This is a genomic window from Austwickia sp. TVS 96-490-7B, assembly GCF_019331795.1.
Classification (GTDB): Bacteria; Actinomycetota; Actinomycetes; order Actinomycetales; family Dermatophilaceae; genus Austwickia.
Map to the genome: position 1 here is coordinate 285,050 of NZ_JAHPZL010000007.1, position 17,253 is coordinate 302,302.

Sequence of the window (17,253 nt, forward strand, 5' to 3'; positions counted from 1 at the left end):
GAGCCACCGACATGGCCCACATGTTCTACGACAACGATGCAGACCTCGCGGCGATTCAGCAGCGCACGGTAGCTGTGATCGGCTACGGCAGCCAGGGACACGCTCACGCACTTAACTTGCGCGACTCCGGCGTCGATGTGCGGGTCGGTTTGGCTGAAGGTAGCGCGTCTCGAGCCAAAGCAGAGGCTGAGGGTCTGCGGGTGTGCTCAGTCGCCGACGCCGTCAAGGAAGCAGACGTCGTTGTCATCCTGACCCCTGACCAGGTGCAACGCGCCGTATACGCCGAGTCCATTGAGCCCCACCTGAAGCCAGGGTCGGCGTTGATGTTCGCCCACGGCTTCAACATTCGTTTCGGGTACATCACCGCCCCTGCCGGGGTCGATGTTTTCATGGTCGCGCCGAAGGGGCCCGGCCACCTGGTACGTCGAGAGTACGTCGACGGGCGTGGCGTGCCTGTGCTTCTCGCGGTGGAAAAGGATGAGACCGGCGACGCGTGGGAGTTGGCCAAGGCCTACGCGAAGGCTATTGGTGGTCTTCGCGCCGGTGGCATCGGCACGACGTTCACCGAGGAGTGCGAGACCGATTTGTTCGGCGAGCAGGCTGTGCTTTGCGGCGGTGCGTCGCAGCTGGTCATGTATGGCTTCGAGACCCTGGTCGAGGCTGGCTATCAACCTGAGATCGCCTACTTCGAATGTCTGCATGAGCTGAAGCTGATTGTCGACCTCATGATCGAAGGTGGCATCGCCAAACAGCGCTGGTCGGTCTCCGACACGGCCGAGTACGGCGACTATGTTTCTGGGCCGCGCGTCATCGACCCGCGGGTCAAGGAAAACATGAAGGCAGTTCTGGAGGATGTGCGGAGTGGCGCCTTCGCAAAGCGCTTTATCGATGATCAGGACGCGGGCGCGCCTGAGTTCACCCGCCTGCGTGAGCAGGGCGCTGCTCACCCGATTGAGAAAACTGGTAAAGATCTGCGCGGTTTGATGGCGTGGATCAAAGACAGCGACGCTGACAGCGACTACACCGAAGGGTCAGCCGCCCGTTGAGAGTCGGCTGATGGATTGGTGCGCTAGTTCACTCATCTACAACGTCAGAGTCGTGAGATGCTGCCGTCCGCGATGAACTGGGCTGTCGGGATGCCGCGTAGAGATCCCGCAGTTCAGGATCGTCCATCACCAGATAAACCAGCGGACAGTCTTGCGGCCCGGTCGCATGATGGTGACACATGGTGCATGGATCTCCTGGTCGCAACGGGCATCGCGAATCGACCGGGCGGCGTACCGGATCAGCGGTAGTCATCAGACGGTGATCTTCCATGCTCGAGGGCAACGGCTAACTGCTCAAGGACAGACGCAGCGCGGTGACCCGATGAAGTGTCGGGGCACCGCGCTGTGCCGGTCAAGCCTGCCAGTGGATCACGCCTGAGCGAAGCAGTTCTTCATCACCTTGAACGCGTTCTTTTCCTTGGCGATTGCCTCGCGCAGTTCCTTGGCGATCGGGCCGTTGCCAGCAGATTCACCGGTCAGGATCTTCACGACAGCCATGAGACCCTGTTCCTTGACGAGCTGGGCGATCCGGAAAGCCAACGTTGCTGCCTTCGCAGTGGTGAACAGCGTCACCGAGATGAAGGACACCACGCTGGCGGTGCATTTGGCGATCTGCCACCACTTGGAACCGTCCTTGGCGGCCTTGTCCTTAAAGGTGGAGATCGGGATGTCTTGAGTGCTCTCCTCGGTCAGGGCCTTGTCGGTGTCCTTACCCTCGCGGCTCTTGTTGACCTCCTCGACCTTCTTGGCGGCCTCGTCGGCCTGCTTCTGCGCGGTCGCGGCGTCGGGCTTCTGGCTCTCCTCCTCGACCGTCTTGCGGTTGGCGTCGGTGACTGGGTTCACCGTCGCGTCAGTCTTCTTGATCTCCTTCGTGGCGAGCTCAAGAGCGTTCTTGCTCGGCTGGTCAAGCCCGGAAAGAGCCTTCTTCGCGGTGTCCTGCTTCTTGATCTCATCGGAGAGACGTTCCAGGTCCTTGCGCGTTTCCTGGCTGACGCTGTAGCCGACAACCTTGCCGGAGCCGTCACGCACCGGAGCGATGTCTTCGGAGGCGACCGCAGCTTTGCGGTCGCCTTTGGCGTCCTGAGCCATGGGGGCGGCGCTGGCGGCAACGCCACCGTAGGCGAGAGCCAGAGATGACGCGGTGGCCACAGCGATCGTACGCAGAGAAACAGACATTCAGGATGTCCTTTCTGATGGAGAATGCGCGCAGAGCAAGAAATTCTCGCCATGCGCTTTCATGCAGACCTCGGAAGGTCTGCTGCTGCTCGCGAGAAGCAGCAGTTTGAGGGGGCAGGCCAGTGTTTTTGAATTGACATGCCGGGGATGCTGCTCTGGGTCACATCGGGCAGGTGGCGCGATATTCGGCGTACTGCGGTCCCACGGTGGGGCCGGGGCAAAGGAAGCGGGAATATCGAGCATCCCCGGCCAGGAATCGTCCAAGCCAGGCGAGGGTCATCTCACTGACCCTGCCGTCAGGGGAGGAAGGAATGTGATGCCCACCAGAGGGAAAGACTGCAATGGCGCGCTCAGGTGAGTTCACCAAAGAGGTGTAAATCGGAGACGCATACTTGTTCAACGACGCGGTGGTGTCGTCTTTAGATGCCAACACCAAGGTCGGCGCAGTGTTCGTGGTGAAGGAGGGCGAAGGATCCCAGGGGAAAGCGGAAACCACTGCTTTGAACTTCGGCATCGCCGTAGCCGCACGAAGCACGGCTCCGCCACCCATCGAGTAGCCATACAGTGCCAGGTTCTGGGGATCAACCCGGTCGGCAACTGGACTGCCAGTGGTCAACCATTGCGTTGCCACCTGAAGAGCGGTTGCTCGCTCCGCTGGGAAGTGGGTTCGTAGCGGCGGTTGGATCATCATGACGACATAACCATGAGAGGCCAAACGCTGCCCAAGCCAGCGCAGGCTGGTCATCTCGCTGCTCCAGCCAGCGATCATCACCACAGCAGGACGTGGCCGCCCGGAATCGTCGTCCGGCCAGACGAATTCTGCTTCGGCCATTCCTTTGGGAGTTTTGCGAGCTGCCACCGCGAGGCTCTCATAGGCGTAGGGGCCGTCCACCCTGAGAGCTTGGGTCCCTGATGCGCCGGGGACTCGCGTGGTGTGAGCTGGTGCCACGGGTGATGCAGCTGCTTGAGCGATCGGTGTGGCTTGGGCCGCTGTCACGGCGGGGGGTGCCATGGCCATCGTCAAGGCCAATGCGACGGCTCCTAGTAGGGCCTTGGTGGGGTGGCAGTGGCGGCCTGCGCGGTGGTGGGGGGATGGTGACGGCGTCTCGCTGTCAAAGACCGTTTCCTCGCCGCGGTGAACGGGCGTCGAGGGATGTGCTGGCATAGCGCCTCCTGTATCGGCTGAGGCTGGTGGGGTCGGCGTGGCCGAGGATACGGGACGGTGCGTGGAGGAAGCTTCGAGAAACGGTGGGGCTCACAGGGGTAGGGGTGGGCAGGCAGGTGCGCGATGTCGTGGCACCAGGTCGTCACCTGCGTCATGACGAGTCATCTTTATCCCGTCAGGTCGGTTGTTGTCGAGGGTGACAGTGAGGTTGAAGTGGGTCTGATGGCGTCATACCGCGACGAGGCACGACGACGAAGACCCCAGTGGCACTGGCCTTCGAGGGATCACCGTGCTCGAAGGAATAGTGATCACCAGTGGTCAGACTCGTGTGCCGCCTGACTGTCGGCAAGACGTCGTTGGTTGCGGCAGAAAGGTTGATTATTCATCTGAGCAGCAATGATGTGGCGAATTTCATGCTTTTCGACCGTCCGGTACGTGGTCAGTTCACGAGGGTTGACTTGAAGCGAAGCAACCCCAGTGGTCACCTCAGAATCCTCTATCGAGGAGAGCGTTCGATGAACTGCCTACCCCTACAGGTTTGTTGTCAGGCAGCTTTGGCATGCTCACTGCGCCGGTGCCATGGAGGTGGCATTCACTCCGCCGAGGAGGCCTTACAGTGGACGGGGTTCTGTCAGGGGGTTTGTTGGTATGACGCGCACGTCGAAGTGGCTGCGCGCGCTGTCGGCGCTGTGCGCCGTGGCCGTGACGGTGACGATTGCTCTGGCCATCGCGCGATCACCGGGGTATGACCAGGTCCGGGTCGCCCCGGATGACGGGACGGTGTGGGTCGCTGCTGACGCTTTGGGAATGTTTGGCCGGGTGAGCCTGCCGGACGGATCTCTCGATGCAGCGTTTGCCTCACCCGGTGACAAGCAGGCGACATACCAACTCGATCTCGTTCAAGCAGCTGACGCTGTCGTGGCTAGAGATCGGACCGCTGGCAAGCTTTACCCCGTCGATCTCCTTCGGGCAAAGCCGGTGACTGACGCTAGCGCCACCGTGCCTAGCTCCTGGGCCATCGACGCTGGCGGCAACACCATCGCCGCCTTGGACCCTGGCAATGGTGACGTCCGAGTTATTACCACCGAATCGGCGAATGCCACCCCGGTCGGCGGACTTTCCTCGACCTCCGCCCCGGCATTCTCCGTCGGTGGAGACCAGGACAACGGCGGTGACAAGACCCCGGCGGATCTTGCCGTGGGGGTCGATGGACGAGTGCACGCCGCCACGTTGGCTGGTCGTGTCGCCTCCGCCCACCCCGGTCAAGGCGTTGAACCAACTCGCCTCGACTTGGGGCGCCGGTTGCAATCGGTGCGGGTGACCGCTGTGGGCAGCGATCCCATTGTTCTTGACGCTCGAGGTGGGCTGCTGTTTCTGCCTGGTGGTAGGCAGGTCACGATGCCCTCTACCAGCGGTGATCTGGTGTTGCAACGTCCAGGACCATCCTCTTCCTCGGTCCTGGTGGCGGGATCCAAGGAGGTGTGGTCGGTGTCCTTGTCGGACGGATCGGTCTCCTCCATGGGCGGTCAGGGCAGCGGCCGACCCGCGCGGCCGGTGCGTGATGGCCGCTGTGTTGTTGCTGCCTGGTCTGGGGACCCCGGCGTAGCAGCCCGCGGCTGTGCCGCTGACGGCGAGACGCCATCACGAGTTGAACAGGTCAAACTCGACTCCGTCGAAGGTGGATTGCAAACCCCGGATCTGAGGCTCCGGGGCACATCTCTGGTGCTCAACGACTCTGGCAAAGGTTTTGTCTGGGACATGCGCACCGGTCGCCGTATCGACGACTGGCAGCGGGTCAAGCCTCCGACGACCAAGGGCGCCTCCGACAAAGACAACAAGGACAACGGGACGACTCAACCCAAGGCACCTAAAGCCGTCGCTGACGACTACGGGGTGCGACCAGGCCGGACCAGTGTTCTCCACGTTCTCGATAACGACTCCGATCCCGGTGGACAGGTCATTGCGGTCTCTTCGGTCACGGCACCTAGTGATCAGCGGGCCCGCGCTGTGGTCTCACCTGATGGGCAGAGCGTTCAGGTCACGACCCCGTCTGAGATGGGTGTGGTGACCTTCTCCTACACCTTGACCGATGGGCGTGGTCAAAACTCCACCGCGCAGGTCACCCTGCGTCCGCGGGCTCCCGAAGATAATGAGCCGCCGAACTTGCGCTTCGGTCATCAACCGCGCTCGTATGCCGTGCCTAGTGGTGGAAACATCGTTATTCCAGTCTTGGCTGATTGGCGCGATGATAAGGACAACGACCCGGTTGCCCTGGTCTCGGCGACCTCCCCGGGGCTGCAGGTGTCTGTCACCAAAGACGGCAGGGTTGATGTCAGCGGCGCGGTCGGTGCCGGACGCCATGAGATCACCTACGTCGTGGGCGATGGTCGGGGAACCACCCAGGGCAAGCTTGACGTGGAGGTACTGCCGGTCGGGTCGACCAGCGCTACTCCTCCCACTGCTATGCCTGATTTCGCTGCTGGTCAGGTGGGCCGTCCCGTCGTGATCCGGCCATTGGACAATGATCTTCCCGGTGCGGATCCGACGTCGCCATCGGCGCGACTGCGCCTGGCAGGGGATATCGCTGCCCCAGAAGGTGCGACGGTCACCACGAACCGCAGTGCCGGAACGGTGACCATCACCGCCACCCACCCTGGGACTTTTTTCATGTCCTACTCAGCGGCATACGGTGATGCCCCCATGGCCAAGTCCAGTATCCGGGTTGATGTCACTCCAGCCGTGGGAGATGCGCCGCCGGTCGCAGCCATGACGACCGCGGTGGTTCGGGGACAGGGAGCGGTCACCATCGACGTCCTTGCCTCGTCCTTCAGCCCTGCTGGGCGGGTCCTAGCCGTCTCCCGCGCTGAAGCCGCTGACCCCGGACAAGTCCAGGTGGGAGTGGTGCGTGGACGATGGGTCCGTGTCCAAGCGCTGCGCCCCACGCTCTCCCCGGCGCAACAAGTGATCAAGTACACCGTCGAGGACGGTGTCAACGGGGGAGTTAGCGGCACTGTCGTCCTGACCCAACTACCGCCGCTGCCGCAGGCCTCGCCGGTCACTGCTGACGATCACGCGACGGTGCGTGTGGGTGACAATGTCACCATCCCAGTCCTGGATGACGATGAAGATCCGGCCGGTGGTGAGCTCACGCTGGTTCAGGATGTCCCAGGAGCCGCTGGCCCCGGACGACTTCCGGTGCAGGCTGGGGGGCAAAATGTCACCCATCTGGGATCCGGATACGTCGCTGGACGAGTCGTGCGGTTCCAAGCGCCTCCGCAGGTAGAACGCTCCACCACGGTGCGCTTGACCTATCTTGCCCAAAACGCCGCAGGACGAACCGCCGAAGGCCATGCCTTCGTGACGATCGAGCCGGAGCCCACAGCCGCGCGACCTGACCAAGCTCCGGAACCCCCGGAAATTGATGGACGCATCGTCGCCGGAGACACCACCACATTGCAGATTTCCAGCACGGGTGTCGACCCGGATGGCGACTCGGTATCCCTGGTTGGGATCAGTAGCGCTCCCACGTTGGGTCGGGTATTGGGCATGAGTTCAAACACCCTCACCTACCAGGCGTATCCAACAACCGGCGGGACCGATTCCTTCAGCTATGTTGTGCAGGACAAGTACGGCAAACGAGGCACCGGCGCGGTGCGGCTTGCGGTCGTTCCGCCAGGAGACCCCCAACCGCCAGTCGCGATCAACGACACTGTCGTCGCCGCTCCGGGGAGCAAGGTCCTGGTCGATGCGCTGTCCAACGACCTGGTCACTCCCGGCGACAAAGTTTCAGTCCCTGACCTCGGCAGCACCAACGGCAGCGCTCCTCAAGGAGTGGAAAAGCTTTCCGCCAAGGGGCCGTTCCTGGTGACCGCTGGGACTGGCCCGCAACCGGTGACCTTCCGCTACGGGTTGACCAATGGGATTGGGCAAGCCAGCGTGGCTGCGGTGACCGTGCGCGCTCAAGAGGGATACCGCTCCGCACCATTTGCGGCGAATACCCAGGCCAGCGCCAAACGTGGCGATGCCACAGTCACCGTGGACGTTCTCGCCAAAGCTAGAGCTGCGAACGGCGATACTTCCGCGCTCCACCTGGGTCATGTCTTTGCCCCCGATGTTCGTGCCGAAGGCGGTCGACTCACCGTCCCGGTCGGAAAGAACACCAGGTTTGTAGGTTACGAAGTGCTCGACCGTGACGGAGCCGCCACCATGGCGGTGCTCACCGTGCCCGCCGCAGGAGAGGGAGCGCCATATCCGACCCCGGACAAAGTGGTCGCCGTCCCCAAACGAGGCAACGTGACAATTGACATTGCTGACTTTGTGACCGACCCCGCGGGTCGAAAGATCTCCGTCGTTCCGGGTGCGCCGTTGCAGGGTTCCCCGGACGGCGCTATCACCGCCCAGTCCATCGACGGCACCCACATCCGCATCACTTCTGCTACGGATTACGTCGGGCCAGCGGCGCTGGCCGTGCAGGTGACTGATGCGGAGAAACCAGGCGCTGGTGACCGGACGACGTTGGTGGCGCTCCCAGTCCAGGTGGGGCCGGAAACTCCAGTGCTGAGATGTCCGCCTTCCACCCTGACTATGGTCGCCGGTGGACAGGAACAGCGCTTTGACGTTCTCGCCCTATGCCATGTCTGGACAGCCAAGCCCGGAGACGCCGAACAACTCCAATTCCGTGGCCAGCTCACCGGAGACACGGCGGGACTGCAGGTCCATATGCCTAACGGCCATACTCTCGCACTCGTTGCCGGTGGTGATGCCAAAGAAGGGCAACATGCCGCTCTCAACGTGGATGTGCCCGGGACGGAGACCAAACCCGTGACCGTCGGGATCACGGTTCGTAGTCCCTTCCCGCCTTCAGTGGCTCCGGTAGACATGGACGGTGTCATTGCCGGGAAGACCGCCTCTGTCAACCTCGCCGGATACGTTTCTTCCCCATTAGGGGCCGCTCAGCTCTCTCTTGTTTCGCTGGAGCAGACCTCTGGAATGGCTGCTAAACGCGATGTCAATGGCCTGAACGTGGCGATCACACCCGACTCCAACTCTCATGGGGTAATGACCTTCACGGTGGTGGTTTCGGATGTCGCGGACCGCACCAGGACGGACCGACAAGGTCGAGGCACCATTACCCTGCGTGTTGTCGGCCCCCCGGGTGCACCTGGGGCGCCTGGCCAAGCTGGACCATCTCAGAATGGAGCTGTGACTCTCGGTTGGACGGTGCCAGATAACAATGGTGCTCCGATAGACCGATACCGGGTGACGTGGCCAGGCGGCAGCCAGGAATGCTCCGCCGTCCCATGCACGATTACCGGCCTGCGTAATGGTGTTCCTCAGACCTTCACAGTCGCGGCGCATAATGCGGTGGGATGGGGCCCCGAGAGCCCCGCATCGGCGCCGATTATGTCCGACTCTCGCCCAGGTCCGGTCCGTGACGCGAAGATCTCTCAAGGCGAACCGGGGACCCTTGTGGTGACTTGGGCGCCACCGGAGACCACAGGTTCGCCTGTGACGTCTTACATCGTGACCTGGCCGGGAGGTCGAGTTACTAGCTCGACTCCGCAGGTTTCGATCCCTGGTTTGGACCCCAGTGCCCCGTTGACCTTCACGATTGTCGCGGTCAACCTTGCTGGACCTGGAGAACCCACCACGGTCACCGGTCAGGCAGCAGGGCGTCCGGCCACTCCGGCAGCTCCGACATTGACACCGACGCCGGACGGCCGAGGCGGCTTGGAGGTCGCGATCAGTTGGCCTGCGGTCGCCCCCAACGGGCCCGGACCAGTCACCTACACCGTGACTCGCTCCGGCGGTGGAGCACCCCACCAGGTGTGCACCACCACATCGACTAGCTGTGGCGACAATGTTCCCGTTGATGGGGCGAAGCTGAGCTATAGCGTCACCGCTGCAAACGGTGCCGGGATCACCTCAGCAGCAGGTCCGGCAGCGGCATTGACCACCACGATCCCCCCGGGGCAACCAACCAACGCCTCCGCCAAAGTCACGCCGGCTGGCAAGATTGAGCTGTCGTTCTCCCCGCCAACGGGAACCGGTTCCGCAGTGTCAATAACCTGCGTGATCAGTGGGGTCGCCTGCACCGGATCACCGTGGATCTTCCGCAGTGGGGATCCGGTGACTCGGATCATTGACGCTGTTCCTGGCGGGACATCGTTGACGCTGACCGCGTGTAACGCCGATTCGGAGAAGCAGTGCGCCCCGGCCTTGACGGTCCCCGTCACCGGGGAACTGCCAGCCACCGTCAAGGTGAATGCGACCGCATCCGGCCCCACGGTCACCTATGAGGTCACCTCCGGCGGGGCAGCTCCAGGTACCCCAGTGGAGGTGACGGTGTCCACGGCGCAAGGTGTGGTGGAGACCCAACGATTTGTCACTGCTGCTGGATCGGCGTGGAATACCGAACGCAGCGTCCGAGTGGGTTACGGCAAGCGCGTGTCTGTCAAGGTGGTGCTCCGCCAGGCCAGCGGTGACCGAACCGCCACCTCGACAGCGCAAACCTCCGCCGGGACGGTCGTCGTAGCCGGGAAGATGGTACGGGGTGCGGGGCAAGTGACAGTCACCGTGTCAGGGATGGCTCCACAAGCGTCACTGGCCTGCATTGTGACAAATCGGACCACACAAGCCACGTCCACCGTCCGGGTGGCTACGGATGCCGCTGGAGCTGGGTCAGTGGTGGTGCCGCCGAAGTCCCTCCCGGTCAGCGTGGGGCAGAGCCTAGTTGCGACCTGCGATGCTTCCGGTGCAGATCCAGGCGTGGTCTCTCGGCCGGCGGTGGTGTCCGGGAAACCCTGATGACTGCAGATCCTTGACCGACCTGAGACAGGGGCGATGCAGCGTCGTCACAGTGCGCTGTCGTGGCCCCTTGTCCATCCGGTGATCATCCACTTGCTCGCGCCCGGGCCGCCATCTTCGAGGAGACAGCACAGATCATGAGCACGATCCCTAATCAAAGCCATGGCATGGTCGTCGCACAGACCCATGAAATTTCCTGGTACAAGCAAACCTTCGATGCATTAACGGCGAATGTGGCTGTTGCTGTGCTCGGAAAACAGCATGTCGTTGAACTCGCCTTGACCTGCTTGGCTGCACGTGGGCACTTGCTGCTTGAAGACCTTCCTGGCACGGGAAAAACCAGTTTGGCTCGCGCTTTGGCTCAGAGTGTGCAAGGTGAGCACCGGCGTATCCAGTTCACCGCCGACTTGCTTCCTGGAGATGTGACCGGGGTGTCTATTTTTGATCCGGCGCAGCAAGTATTCGAATTTCATGCGGGACCGGTGTTTGCAAATATTGTCCTGGCCGACGAGATCAACCGGGCGAGTCCCAAAACTCAATCTGCCCTGCTGGAGGCCATGGGGGAGGGCAAAGTGACCGTGGATGGCGAAACCCATCTGATCGAACCTCCGTTCATGGTGATCGCCACCCAGAACCCCATTGAGCAGGCGGGAACTTACCGGTTGCCGGAAGCCCAACTGGACCGGTTCCTGATGAAGACCTCGGTGGGTTATCCGGATCGGGAAGCGATGCGGGAAGTTCTCAGTGGGGTTGCAGACCGAGATCGGGCCCGAACGGTCCAGCCGGTGATCACTGGCGACGTGGTGGGCCAGATGGTTGACGTGGCAGAGCGCGTCTTCGTGGCTGAGGAGATCGTCGACTACATCACCGATCTGGCGGAAATGTCCCGAACCACCGAGCACGTACGAGTCGGGGTCTCGGTGCGTGGCGCCCTGGCCTATATCCACTGTGTCAAGGCGTGGGCGGCCTCACGCGGCCGTAACTTCGTCATTCCAGATGACGTGAAGGATCTCGCAGTGCCGGTGTTGGGACACCGTCTCTTGTTGGACGCGGAGGCTCAATTCGGTGGGGTGACGGTGGAGTCAGTGATCGATGACGTCTTCGCGCGGGTTCCGGTCCCGCATGCGGACGGGCGTGCCGTCAAGCGAGGCTGATGTGTCACGGATGGCGTTCTTACGGCGCCGCTCAGGGCGTCCCAAAGCTCGCTCAGGGCGTGCCTGGTCGATTCAATCCTGGAGGCGTGGCGTCACCACTGCGGTGACAACGCGGTGGATGCAGTGGCGGACCGGTCCCTACGGCGAGATGGCTGCGCGGCTGTCTGCGCCGGTCCGTCGCGTGGTGGCTCCAGTGACCGGCCTGGGATGGGGCGTCTTGGCGATCGCCTTGCTGGCGATCCACTGTTGGCGGGTCACTGGATGGACAGAGTTCCTGGCGGCTGGTCTGGCGGGATTGGTGTGCGTGGTGGCGGCATTCGTCCTGTCCTGGTGGCAAGGGCGGATGCTAGTTGAGCTGTCATTACAGGTGTCGCGGGTCACGGTGGGCGAGAGTGTCGCCGGTCAGCTGTCGGTGGAGCGTCTCGGGCGCGACGTGTTATTGCCTGCGGCGGTGGAGGTGCCGGTGGGCGAAGGGTGCGGTCGTTTCCACTTGCCAGCAGGACGTGGTGTGCGGACTGAGGACTTCACGGTGTTGACCCAACGGCGCGGGGTGATCGCGGTCGGGCCGGCTCGCTCTGTCTCGGGCGACCCGTTCGGCATGGTCCGTCGAGAGCAGCAGTGGAGTGAGATGTTAGAGGTTTGCGTCCATCCGCGGACGGTGGATCTGCCATCGTTGGATGCTGGTCTCATCCGTGACCTGGAGGGACGATCCACGATGGACCCCTCGCCGGCGGACCTTGATTTTCACACGGTGCGGCCGTATGTGCCCGCAGATGACCGCCGTCATGTGCATTGGAAAGCGACAGCTAAATCTCGTTCGACAGGGCAGTCGGAGTCGTTGCTGGTGAAGCAGTACTACGACACTCGCCGTTCGCATTTGGGGCTGATCGTCGATATTGACGAGAGTCATTACGGCGATGCTGACGACGTAGAGATGGCATTGGAAGTGGCGGCCTCGTTGGCGGTGCGAGCGCGTCGTGACGAACTGGATGTCACGGTGGTAGCGGGCCCGCAGGTCATCGACGCGCCGGTGGTTGGCCGTCTCCTCGACGGTTTTGCGCGCATTGAGCTAGGTCCGTCGCGGATGGTCGATGCGGTGTTGGCGTCAGTGGCATTGGCGCCGCAGCTGAGCTTGGTGGTGTTCGTGATCGGGCAGGAGTCTGATCAAGACGATTTGCGGTTGGCGTTGACGGTGCTGCCTGCGTCGGTGCGAGCAGTGGTATTGCGGGTGCACCCGCAGGTGCCCTCCGGTCCGACTGATTTTCCTGGTGCGGTGGCGATGTCGTTGGCACGGACCGCGGATCTTCCCCGATTGGTGCGAGGTGGCGGGTTGTGACGACAGATTCCAGCGGTGTCGGTGACCTGGGTGACACCACCGAGGAGCCGGTGACGACACACGATCGGTCCGGGTGGGTCGATGCTGCCGGTGCGGTGGTGCTGTCGTGGTGTGTGGGCATTGGGTGGTGGGGGACGTACGACGGATGGTTGCCGCTCGCTGGGTGGATGGTGGCGGTGTTATTGGGGGTAGTGATCGAGGCGGTCGCCTTGAGGGTCAGCGCGGCACGATTGGTCCGCTGGTTGGTGCGGATCGTGGGGATTCCGGTGGTTTTCCTCGGGGCGGCGCCGTTGATCGGTGGCCGTGCGTCCCATCACGGTCCGGTGGGAATGGCGGCATGGCAGGACGCTGGAACCACCGCGATCAGGGGGTGGCGGGATCTGTTGACGACGTTGCCACCCTTGCGTAGCGATGATCCGGTGGCGGTCTTGCCGGCATTAGTGGGGTTGCTGGTGGCCTGGACATTGTTTGCGGTGTCCCGAGCTTCGGAACGCTCAGAGGCAGTAGTAGCCATCGTGGTGGGCGCTACTGCTGTAGTGGCTTTTCTAGGCACGGTCTCGACACCGGGCAGCGTGCTGCGTGGCGTAGCGATTGCTGCTGGGCTGACAGCCTGGGTGGGGGCGCGCAGGGCTCGGCTGGTGGCTCGAAATCGTCATCCAGGGTGGACTCCGGTGGTGGTGGGTTCGGTGCTGTTGGGATGTGCTGCTGGAGTGGCTGCGCCGGTGGCGCATGCCATGGATGGGCAAGGGGGTGCTCGCACGACCTTGCGGGAACGAATCACGCCGCCGGTTTCGGATCATGAGGGTGCGAGTGTCTTGGCGGGGTTCCGTCGGTTCCGCCCGGCGGGGAAAGCCTTGGCGGATGAGACCTTGGTCACAGTGTCGGGGCTTCCTGATCAGGTGCCGGTGCGGTTGACGGTGTTGGATTGTTATTCGGGGACAGTGTGGGCCGCTTGTGGGACGTCCGGAGCGCACCGTCCTGGAGCCGGTTCATTCTGGAAGGTGGGGTCGACGGTCCCCACCCAGGTGACGGGGACAGAGGCTCAGTACCGGATGCGGATTTCTCCGGCGTACGCCGATGATCCTTACCTGAAGGGATGGGTGCCTTCGGCTGGTGCATTGACGTCGTTGTCCTTCGAAGGCGAGCGACGTGACGAGGCGATGTCCCGGACCCGAGTCAACGTAGGTACCGGCGCTGTAGTGGTGTCGGGGGGACTGCGGGCCGGGGACGAGGTCGTCGCATCGGCTCGAGTGCCCTCGCCGCACACTCCTGACCAGTTGCCGATGGTGGGTGGGCCGTACGTTGACGGACAACAGTTGCAGGCGGTGTCGGCGTACGTGGCGCGCTGGGGTGGGTCCTCATCGGATCCGTGGCAGCGCTTGTTGGCTGCGACGAGCCATTTGAAGGACACCGGCGCCTATTCGGATGGTGATACCGGTGCGGAGCGTCCGGTTTTGCCGGGGCATGGCGTGGGTCGAGTGGAGGCCCTGCTGGGGTCGCCGGAGCCTGCCGGTGATGATGAGCAGTTCGCGGCTGCGGCGGCGTTGATGGCCAATAGTTTGGGCCTGCCGGCACGAGTGGTGGTCGGTGGCGTTCCTGATTCCGCGGGGACCTTGCGGGGGCGAGATGTGCGCGCGTGGGTTGAAGTGGCGGGGAAGGACCGCTGGGTCGAATTGTCGGCGGATCGGATCGTCCCGCCTCGGGACAAGCGTCCCCAGCCGGTCCCGAAGCAGGAGAAAGAAGGCTCGTCGGCTGCGGTGGTGCCGCCGCCGAATACATCGCGGCGACCGAGTTCTGAGGACCCGTTTGCCTACGATGCAGGTCAGGGCGGTTCTGATCGGTGGTCTTCGCCGCTGGAGCGGTTCTGGTGGAACATCCCGGTGTGGGCGCGAATCGTGATCGGGGCAACGGCTGGTCCGCCGCTGGTCTGGTTGCTGCTAGTCGCAGCGATTGCAGGGGTGAAATCGGTACGGCGGGTCCGGCGGCGGCGTCGGACACCGGTGGCGGCGATCGAAAGCGGTTGGGAAGAGGTCGTCGACCGATTGGTTGACGCTGGTTTGCCACGACAAATCGGGGTCAGCCGGGGTGAGACGGTTCAGGCGTCTGGGCGCGCTTCGCTGGCGTCCTTAGCGGCGGCGGCGGATGCGGCGCAGTTCGGTCCGGGTGGCGCGACAGCAGAGCAGGCTCGAGCTTTCTGGCGGGACGTTGCGGTGGCTCGGCTGGCGGTCATGCGGGAGATTCCGTGGTGGCGACGGCTGATCGTGGTCGGCAGTCTGCGTTCGCTCATTCCGTTCGGACGTTCTGGGGCGGCCTATGCGCCGTCGGATCGTCATCGCCAGGCGGTGGCGGGATCAGAGTCGCCGTTGGCTACGCCTGAGGTAGCGGTGCTGCCCTCAACCTGAGTCAGCGTCGGCGGAACCAGCGCAGGGTGCGGCGAGGAGGGCGGCTCTGCGGAGCGTTACCGAGAAGGTCCACAGCGCCACTCGGCGGGGCGAAGGGGCTCGGCGGTGGTTGTTCGGCGCGGATGTCGCTTTCTTCTCGTCTGGCGCGACGCAGATATGCGCGGGTGAGCGCGGGATCGCTGAGGGCTTGGGAGTGACAGTGGGCGTCCAAGTCGGGCAATAATGCGGGTTCTGGGCTTGGGGGTGTTTCGGTGCGGAAAATCGGTGCTGCAGGAAGCAGATCAGGTGTCCCGGGGGGCCGTGGGGTGTCCACGGCGGCGGTCTCGGAGACGTCGTCGTCAACCAGTTGGGCACGTAAGCGCCAGTAGTCGCCGAGCCGAATCCGTCCGTCCCGGACGAGTTCGTCAAGGTGGTCAAGGTCACGGATCGGCTCGGGCGTAGGCGCCCCGGGGATCATGGGGTGGGTGTGCGACGGGGGGTCGTCGCGGCGGGCGATCCGGTGCGGGAGGCTGGTGAGGTGCCGCTCGAGCTGCCAGGGGTGGGAGCTGCTGTGGTGCTGACCGAGCTGCTGGGAGATCCGGTGGTGCTGGGAGCCGTGGTGGTGACTGAGCTACTGGGAGACACAGCCGGTGAAGTTGCTGTGGGTGATGGGTCGGCAGGGGTGCTTCCAGCTTGGGTGGGGGCAAAACGCAAGGCAGCTCGGGGGTCAAGCGTGGGTCCCTGCGGCAACAGGTTCATCAGGTCTGAGGTGACAGGTTGGATGCGTTGTCCCAGCCCGAGCAGGTGCAGCGTCCGGCTGTCCGGGATGGGAAATTGCATCCCGCGGTCGGTGATGAGGACTGGGTTGCCTGCGTTGGCGGTCACTCCATCCGGTCCGGGACCGACCACTAAGCCCCAGCCGGGCCGGACATAGACCCGTTGGGCCGTGGACGAGGTGCTTTTGGCTGGGACCTCTACCGGGTGCGCACCAGCTGGCATAGGCACGGTTCGTGTGGTGTAGACGGTGCGGGTCACCGCGTTGTTCTCAGTGGACCAGTCCAGACAAAGGACTGGTGCTTGAGACGCGTCGACGAGGGCTGGCCGTACCTGTGGGAAGGCCGAGGTGTCGATCGGTTGGGGGGCGCGGGCTGCGGCAGCGACGTCGCTGGGGGGGACAGCGGGGACATCTGCGTGTTGTCCGGTGACGGCGCGGACCATGTCGGCGGTCACGGCGTTGACTTCTTGTATGCCGTTGCCGTGCACCAAGAAATACTGGTTTTTCGTGGTGGTCTGTTCGATACGGATGATGTCGCCCACAGCGAGCTGGCGCTGACCGATCGAGGTGCTTTTCCCTTGGTCCGAGATCTTGGGAGCAGTGATTTCGGAGCGTTCTGGAATGGCGTTGAGTAGGCCCAGACTGATCGGGCGCATCCGGTTCTGGTCGAGACCGAGCCCGAGGGCAAGGCGGGGGTCTTTAGGGTCGATCTTGGACCGTTGGCCACCCATCAGCAAATAGGTGGTCTTACCGTTGTCTGCGGTGACGAGGTGGGCGGTTTCCGCGGGTGGGGTGGAGGCGCCACTGGTTTCGCCAATGGCGACCGTGGTGCGTAGTGATCGGGTCGCGCCAGGAGGCCGACCGGGGTCGCTCAGGGATTCATCGCAGACGGTCCAGCGACTGTCGAGTTGGTGGGTGTCATCGGGAATCGCGCCGGGAGCGTCGGGGATTCCGAGCAGAGATCCACGGGCCATGTCTTTGATGCTTTCCGCATTGACACGTCGGACGATCTGGCTTTGGCTGCGGACTGGCACATCACCGTCGCCGGTGTCAGCAGCGAGCATGGCCGACGCCAGGTTGGTTGCGGGGTGAAGAGTTTTGTCGCGGACGACGTAGGGCACTCCCGAATCGGTGTCGACCAGGACCAAGGCGTCACCCACGGAGGGTGCCGGCTTGATGATCCCGTAGACGGCCATGCCAGCAAGCCCCACGGCGGCGATGAGCACTCCAATGAGCAGTGCTGTCCCGTGCCGGGGTGCGTTGAGTGTCCGACGGTAAGACTGACCGGTGGCGACGGCGTCCTTGAGACGCTGAACGCCGAAGCGGTACGCCTGAACCTGGGTTTTGGTGCTGCGATCTGTTGCCAAGGAGCGCCCCCTATCCTTGGTCATGATAGCTGGGTCGTCTCTGTGC

The 17,253-nt window shown here is 63.4% G+C and carries 11 protein-coding genes; 5 read left to right on the forward strand and 6 right to left on the reverse strand.

Translation table 11 applies throughout. The annotated features are described in order from the left end of the window. The first annotated feature begins 11 nt into the window (after positions 1-11). Positions 12-1,046 carry a ketol-acid reductoisomerase gene (gene ilvC, locus KEM60_RS09490; protein WP_219107266.1) on the forward strand — a complete coding sequence of 345 codons (1,035 nt, stop codon included), beginning with the start codon at positions 12-14 and terminating at the stop codon, positions 1,044-1,046. Between the two features lie 28 nt (positions 1,047-1,074). On the opposite strand, the gene KEM60_RS16935 is transcribed toward ilvC, so the two are convergent. From KEM60_RS16935 to KEM60_RS09505, 4 genes are all read right to left on the reverse strand, one after another. Then, entirely contained in the window at positions 1,075-1,317 is a 243-nt protein-coding gene (locus KEM60_RS16935; protein ID WP_370626344.1) for a DUF6767 domain-containing protein, read from the reverse strand. 98 nt (positions 1,318-1,415) lie between these two features. Further along, a complete protein-coding gene (locus tag KEM60_RS09495) occupies positions 1,416-2,195 on the reverse strand; it encodes a hypothetical protein (RefSeq protein ID WP_219107267.1) in 780 nt (259 codons plus the stop codon). A gap of 187 nt (positions 2,196-2,382) precedes the next feature. Beyond that, entirely contained in the window at positions 2,383-3,387 is a 1,005-nt protein-coding gene (locus KEM60_RS09500; protein ID WP_219107268.1) for a dienelactone hydrolase family protein, read from the reverse strand. Between the two features lie 308 nt (positions 3,388-3,695). After that, positions 3,696-3,872: a hypothetical protein gene (locus KEM60_RS09505; RefSeq protein ID WP_219107269.1), complete on the reverse strand. Its 177-nt coding sequence runs from the start codon at positions 3,870-3,872 to the stop codon at positions 3,696-3,698. 163 nt (positions 3,873-4,035) lie between these two features. Between KEM60_RS09505 and KEM60_RS09510 the strand changes: the two genes are divergently transcribed. The 4 genes from KEM60_RS09510 (at position 4,036) to KEM60_RS09525 (ending at position 15,086) form a co-directional block, all read left to right on the forward strand. Next, positions 4,036-10,194, forward strand: coding sequence for an Ig-like domain-containing protein (locus KEM60_RS09510; RefSeq protein WP_219107270.1), 6,159 nt, complete (start codon positions 4,036-4,038; stop codon positions 10,192-10,194). Positions 10,195-10,331: 137 nt separating this feature from the next. Next, positions 10,332-11,348: a MoxR family ATPase gene (locus KEM60_RS09515; protein ID WP_255574428.1), complete on the forward strand. Its 1,017-nt coding sequence runs from the start codon at positions 10,332-10,334 to the stop codon at positions 11,346-11,348. Next, complete coding sequence (locus KEM60_RS09520) at positions 11,329-12,684, forward strand: DUF58 domain-containing protein (protein WP_219107271.1); 1,356 nt, start codon at positions 11,329-11,331, stop codon at positions 12,682-12,684. The genes KEM60_RS09515 and KEM60_RS09520 overlap by 20 nt, the downstream gene beginning before the upstream one ends. Further along, positions 12,681-15,086, forward strand: coding sequence for a transglutaminase domain-containing protein (locus tag KEM60_RS09525; RefSeq protein WP_219107272.1), 2,406 nt, complete (start codon positions 12,681-12,683; stop codon positions 15,084-15,086). The genes KEM60_RS09520 and KEM60_RS09525 overlap by 4 nt, the downstream gene beginning before the upstream one ends. Before the next feature lies 1 nt (position 15,087). Here KEM60_RS09525 and KEM60_RS09530 read toward each other — a convergent pair whose 3' ends face one another. Together KEM60_RS09530 and eccB are read right to left on the reverse strand one after the other, a co-directional pair. Further along, positions 15,088-15,543 (reverse strand): hypothetical protein, encoded by a 456-nt coding sequence (locus KEM60_RS09530; RefSeq protein WP_219107273.1) that lies wholly within the window; start codon positions 15,541-15,543, stop codon positions 15,088-15,090. After that, a complete protein-coding gene (gene eccB, locus KEM60_RS09535) occupies positions 15,540-17,231 on the reverse strand; it encodes a type VII secretion protein EccB (RefSeq protein ID WP_219107274.1) in 1,692 nt (563 codons plus the stop codon). The genes KEM60_RS09530 and eccB overlap by 4 nt, the downstream gene beginning before the upstream one ends. Between the last annotated feature and the right edge of the window lie 22 nt (positions 17,232-17,253).